Origin of the sequence: Nostoc sp. (genome assembly GCF_036917515.1) — a bacterium.
Lineage (GTDB): Bacteria > Cyanobacteriota > Cyanobacteriia > Cyanobacteriales > Nostocaceae > Nostoc.
The window spans coordinates 1-5,188 of record NZ_JBALDE010000013.1 but is presented as its reverse complement, the minus strand read 5'-3'; the positions used below and the strand labels follow the sequence as shown (position 1 = coordinate 5,188).

Here is a 5,188-nt window from a genome sequence, read left to right as displayed (position 1 = left end):
TTGACAGCAAGAGAACCAATATTTGAACCCTCTATTGAGAAGCAACTCGTCAAGGTTATTCATCTGAGCCATGACAATGACCCACGTTTTTTAGAGGCGCAACTTGGGATTGAGCGACGAAATCGGCTGATGCGTGTACGAACGCTGCTAACAACGGCTGAATCCCTACTTCGCTCTTGCGCCAATACATTGACAGAAGAATCACCAGAGGATAACTCTTTACTCATAAGAGCGTCAGAAGTTGAACTAGTGTTACAAGAGCGCCTTGCGTCAGAGTGATGAATCCATACTCTACCGCCAGTACCTTAAAATGAATCTAAATATCCAAAAATAACAATGGAATTGGTATTCTCTTTATGTTCTAGCTTATAACTAATATTTATTTAGCTAGAACAAAGGGTTGAGCATCCGGCCGCTAAATGCAATGAATTTTCTCATTTACAATTAACTTGTTAGTTTCGTTCATTTAAAGCTTTACCAGAATCACAGCAACCTATAAACTATGGTGAAGTCTAGTAAACTTTACTAGAACATTAGGCAGTTGCTACACTTGGAAACTGTCAAAGCAACTAATCAGAGTTTTGTGCATTTAATTTGACCTTGAAATATTGACGTTTTAGTTTTGAGTCGCCTCGGTTGGCGTAGTGTTGGGAGCTTTCAAAAATAGTTATTAGTCCGCGTTTCTCCATCTCCTTAAAAAACCACTCCCAACGCTCCAAGTCGGATGGTGGTGCAGTGAATCGTAAATCGTTAATCTCACCCATTATCATCACCCCAGCTGATTGCATCTAAAAACTCGACAGCATCACTCCCCCAGGTTTACCCTTGTCTAGACTGTCTAGCCTGACTATCTTCTTCAAGTGTCATTATATTGGGAGGATCGAGAACATCCAAGCGTGACTCAATCAAAGCTAGGGCTTGTGCTAGTGCTGCAATTTGTTTTCTATCCTTCCTAACCTCACTCATCAAACTTATTTGAATATCAACTATTCGCCGCTTCAGTTCGTCTACCTCTGGTTTAGGGAGAGCTGGTTTCGGTTGGGTAGATTGGGTAGCTTGAGGAACTGTCAAGCGATTTTTCAAGGCATCCAAAACAAACTCTTTAAGAGAAATACGTTCATCCTGCGCCCGTGTCTTGACAGTCTCAAGTAATTCTTTCTCCCCCTCACCATCAAACTTGATGTTTAATTGTGGTCGGCTCATGGCTAGACTTGGGTAGCTTTGTCTACCCAAATCATAACTTAATTGCGTTCCTCCTTAGAGTTGCCGTAGGCATCGCTAGTTTGAGTTGTCCTCTAAGTCGTTGCGATTACTTGCATATATTTCATATATCCATTCAGCACACTCTAGATCAAGCGAAAATGCCAAATCTTGCATCTGTTGACTGAGTTGCTTTACTTCCTTTGACTTTGCATCATATCTTTGCAAACAAGCCTCAGCCTCTTCAAATAGTGCCTTGAGTTCTGGATCTACAGGGTCTTTTAAATACTGTTCAAATTCTTCATTAGGATTAATGTTCATAATTGCACTTTATAGACAAAGAAACTTGAGAGCCACAACGGGAGCAACTTCCTTGCGCGATAATGGCTAGCAGCCAAGGGCATAAACTGATTGATAATTATGTCTGGTGCTGTAATTGCTTGCTTGCTTCAATGAGTGTTGAGAAGTTTTCAAGTTGCAGCGTATTCAACTTGATAATTCCAATAATTCCAAGAAATTGGGTATCATTCATAAACGATTGGTCGGCTTGGGCAGTTGCCTTTTGTCCCCACAATAGCCCTAACCGTCGTATTCGCCACAAACCCAAGCGGTGAATTTCTTGCCCAAGAATGAGAAAATCACCGTCATTGGTTCGTAAAACTGTCTGTCTTTGACTGTAGGGTTGAATTGTTCCTGAAAGCATTAAAGTTTCTCTGACACCAATATTTGCTACCATTTTAGACTAACCCACAAAGCGTAATCGCCTGCGGCGAGAGTAGCTCATCAATAGATTTTCTTGTCCAGACTAGTCCTCCACCACTCCTGGTTGCCATTGCCGGGAGACAAGGTTGTAAACTTGTACTGGAGTTCCGATTGCCACATCTGCGATCGCCGTACTCCTTCCCTACGGGACGCTATTGCGAACAAAGAAGCAAGCTACGCTGTCTTCGTATCCTTTGGAGAAGGCTTGAGAAGAGCTTATTGCCGCCGAAACTGCCTTCGGTACAACCGCCCGTCCACAGCCTACGATTGCCAGATAGAGTAATTGCGGGTAAAGTTCGCAATTGAAACGGTAATTTAGATGTATCTTAAACTGTAAGACGCTAGAATATCGCATTCTGGCATGGTGTGTATCAGAATGAACATCAATCTTGAGCTTGATTTCAGAAGCGCTCGGCTATGCTAGGCGCTTGCTTTTCGCAACCATCAATTACAAAAATCATCTACTCGAATATCCCGCTCTTCCATCAGAAACCTGCCAGCCGGAATTACCCACAGATTGTACTGGAAGATTGTCAAGGAATGGAACATAGTTAGGAACTCTAGGCTCTGAAATCGCTACTGGTTTATCATAAACCTCAACCACAGGGGCTGGAGAATTGACAGTATTAGCTTGAAGAAGTTGGTCTTCTGCTTCTTCGATTAACTTCATTTCCTTCAAAGTCAGCTTAGACGGTTTTTTGATGATCTTCTTGGTATCTATATCATTAGAAGTATTCATTGGCTGTTCCCTCGAAGGCATTGGCTTAAAATTTGTCCCTTGTAAAGTTGGGAGAAGATGGGTATAAATAAAAAGCACGAAATTAACAAGATACACCAAATAAGATTGAAAATACGAGTCCCTAATTGTAAGAATTTACCAATTGAGTACAAATTTCTTTTTCGGGTAGATGGCTTAAAGCGATCGCAGTAGCATCATTGTCTAAAAGTCAAAATTATTTTGCGTTTTTGACACTTAAGCCCACAAATCAGTAACTTGAGGTTGAGCAGGGTCACGATCCAATTTGATTGTGAAATCGGCTCCCCAAGCAGATGAGGTGTGGGGAGTTAAGAAGATGTTGAACTCCTTGACGCACTCGTCTTCAGTTTTCTTAAACACTACACCCTACCCCCAACAAGATAGCCCTGACGCTTGTTTCAGATGAATCTTCATGCCATTTGGATATAAAGAAGATTGCTTTTGTCACGGAATTTATAGTCGCAAAGCGATGGCGCAGAGATTGAGAATCTTCATTAGGTGTATTTAAACAGACAAAATATCTGCAATTTGAATGAGGAAAGCTCTGGTGGCTTGAGACAAAGTTTATAAATACGCTAAAAATAGCTTCTTGGAGATTAATAAACATGAAAACAACAGTGAAACGAGAAATACAAATGAAATACAGACAATTGGGAAACAGCAAGTTGAGCGTTTCCGAAATTAGTCTCGGTTCCTGGCTGACTTATGGAGGTGGTGTAGAGCAGCAAAATGCAGAAGCTTGTATACACAAAGCTTTTGAGGTTGGAATTAACTTTATTGACACTGCAAATGTTTACGCTCAGGGAGGGGCTGAATCATTTTTGGGAGATGTATTGCAAGGTACTGAGCGCGAAAGTTATGTCTTAGCGACCAAAGTTTTCTTTCCCATGTCAGCCAATGAGCGAGGACTCTCAGCAGCCCAAATCAGAAAACAAATTGATGCTTCCTTAAAGCGACTGCGTACCGATTACGTTGACCTGTACCAATGCCATCGCTACGATCCAAGTACACCTTTAGAAGAAACCATGACAGCACTGACTGAGGTAGTGCGTCAGGGAAAAGCTCGTTACATCGGCTTTAGTGAATGGAGTCCGCAGCAGATCGAAGCAGCACTAAATCTTCCCGATGTTGAACGCTTTGTTTCCAGCCAGCCCCAGTATTCCATGCTGTGGCGCAAACCGGAAGCACAGGTGTTTCCATTGTGTGCAGCTAATGGCATCAGTCAAATTGTTTGGTCGCCGTTAGCTCAAGGTGTACTTACAGGTAAATACCAGCCAGGGCAAACTCCACCTCCCGATTCTCGTGCTGCTAACGAAAAGATGAATTCGTTTTTGATGGAAGAGTTATTTAACGAGCGCACACTAACAGCAGTAGAAAAGCTCAAACCCATTGCCCAAGACTTAGGGTTGAGTATGCCACAATTAGCTCTAGCTTGGATATTACGAGATGAGCGTGTGTCTTCAGCAATTATTGGTGCTAGCCGTCCAGAACAAATTGTTGATAATGGTGGTGCATCAGGAGTACACCTAGATACAGATGTACTGGCAGCGATTGACCAAATATTAGCATCGGTTGTTCAAAGGTGAGGAAAATAGCTAATTTTCGGTGTGAACCCAAAAGCTTTTTTGTTGTCAAGGATATACCTTGAGATGAGCAGCATTGCGCGTAGCTCATTTCCACACCAACAATAGACTACATTATGGCGATCGCTTATTTGAAGGATCTGAAGCTAGGGATAGCTGAAAAATCAAATGCCCAAGATCGAGGCGAAAGTACTTTTATTGTGAGTAAGTGCCTGACATTAGTAGCCTAGCAAGCAAACTCATCGATAAACAGAAAAAATTAGTTTTAGCTCTCTAAAAGCATTTTAAGCTATTCATCTATTGGTGAGAATTTTGCTTGTAACACAGTTTCTATAGCTGTTTGTATTTGAGGATCTAGTCCTTGGGCATATTCTAGAGGAAATGGAATATTAATGTCTGGTATTACACCTTCACCTTCTAGCCTTTGATTGCCGTTAACAAATACATTCGTAACTGCAACATAAAGCAAGCTACCATCTGGCATTAAATAAGGACGACCTGCAAGTACGGCTCCTGCCGTTTGAGTTCCAATCACTGAGCCAATCTTACTTTGTTGAAACCCAAACGCCAGAATTTCTTTACTACTACGACTGCCTGAGTTCACTAACATCACTACAGGTTTTTTCCATTGATAGTTATAGGTATAACGGCGTTGGTTTCGTAGAATGTTAGTGATGCTAAGATTATGTTTGGCAGTAAAGATGTTGAGATAACTAACATCTCCTCCACCCCATCCATCTCTTAAATCTAAAACTAAACCATCTGCATTTTTTAAGCGACCATAAATTAGTTCATCTTGAAGTTGTTGCTGGTAGGGGTCTGCTGCATTTGACCAGATATGAATATAACCAACTTTCTTGCCATCTTGCTCAATTAGCTTAATACT

8 protein-coding genes and 1 pseudogene are annotated in these 5,188 nt (G+C 41.5%); 2 read left to right on the top strand and 7 right to left on the bottom strand.

Annotation, left to right across the window (positions count from 1 at the left end):
* Positions 1-279: pseudogene (locus V7K89_RS00955) on the top strand (hypothetical protein); the annotation flags it as partial.
* A gap of 290 nt (positions 280-569) precedes the next feature.
* Here V7K89_RS00955 and V7K89_RS00950 read toward each other — a convergent pair.
* The 6 genes from V7K89_RS00950 to V7K89_RS00925 all read right to left on the bottom strand — a co-directional run bounded on the left by V7K89_RS00950 (position 570) and on the right by V7K89_RS00925 (position 3,079).
* Positions 570-764 carry a hypothetical protein gene (locus V7K89_RS00950; RefSeq protein ID WP_335183881.1) on the bottom strand — a complete coding sequence of 65 codons (195 nt, stop codon included), beginning with the start codon at positions 762-764 and terminating at the stop codon, positions 570-572.
* Between the two features lie 55 nt (positions 765-819).
* Positions 820-1,203, bottom strand: a complete 384-nt coding sequence (locus V7K89_RS00945; protein ID WP_335183880.1) for a hypothetical protein — start codon at positions 1,201-1,203, stop codon at positions 820-822.
* A gap of 75 nt (positions 1,204-1,278) precedes the next feature.
* Complete coding sequence (locus tag V7K89_RS00940) at positions 1,279-1,521, bottom strand: hypothetical protein (protein ID WP_335183879.1); 243 nt, start codon at positions 1,519-1,521, stop codon at positions 1,279-1,281.
* Between the two features lie 97 nt (positions 1,522-1,618).
* Positions 1,619-1,936 (bottom strand): hypothetical protein, encoded by a 318-nt coding sequence (locus tag V7K89_RS00935; RefSeq protein WP_335183878.1) that lies wholly within the window; start codon positions 1,934-1,936, stop codon positions 1,619-1,621.
* A gap of 483 nt (positions 1,937-2,419) precedes the next feature.
* Positions 2,420-2,722, bottom strand: a complete 303-nt coding sequence (locus tag V7K89_RS00930; protein ID WP_335183877.1) for a hypothetical protein — start codon at positions 2,720-2,722, stop codon at positions 2,420-2,422.
* 213 nt (positions 2,723-2,935) lie between these two features.
* Positions 2,936-3,079 (bottom strand): hypothetical protein, encoded by a 144-nt coding sequence (locus V7K89_RS00925; protein WP_335183876.1) that lies wholly within the window; start codon positions 3,077-3,079, stop codon positions 2,936-2,938.
* 245 nt (positions 3,080-3,324) lie between these two features.
* Between V7K89_RS00925 and V7K89_RS00920 the strand changes: the two genes are divergently transcribed.
* Complete coding sequence (locus tag V7K89_RS00920) at positions 3,325-4,305, top strand: aldo/keto reductase family protein (protein ID WP_335183875.1); 981 nt, start codon at positions 3,325-3,327, stop codon at positions 4,303-4,305.
* A gap of 286 nt (positions 4,306-4,591) precedes the next feature.
* Here the strand turns inward: V7K89_RS00920 and V7K89_RS00915 are convergent.
* On the bottom strand, positions 4,592-5,188 hold a 597-nt coding region (locus V7K89_RS00915), incomplete at its 5' end, for a S41 family peptidase (RefSeq protein ID WP_335183874.1).

Coding starts and splice junctions, on each gene's coding strand:
- V7K89_RS00930 (WP_335183877.1), bottom strand. CDS start 2,722: ATGCCTTCGAGGGAACAGCCAATGAATACTTCTAATGATATAGATACC.
- V7K89_RS00920 (WP_335183875.1), top strand. CDS start 3,325: ATGAAAACAACAGTGAAACGAGAAATACAAATGAAATACAGACAATTG.
- V7K89_RS00935 (WP_335183878.1), bottom strand. CDS start 1,936: ATGGTAGCAAATATTGGTGTCAGAGAAACTTTAATGCTTTCAGGAACA.
- V7K89_RS00940 (WP_335183879.1), bottom strand. CDS start 1,521: ATGAACATTAATCCTAATGAAGAATTTGAACAGTATTTAAAAGACCCT.
- V7K89_RS00950 (WP_335183881.1), bottom strand. CDS start 764: ATGGGTGAGATTAACGATTTACGATTCACTGCACCACCATCCGACTTG.
- V7K89_RS00945 (WP_335183880.1), bottom strand. CDS start 1,203: ATGAGCCGACCACAATTAAACATCAAGTTTGATGGTGAGGGGGAGAAA.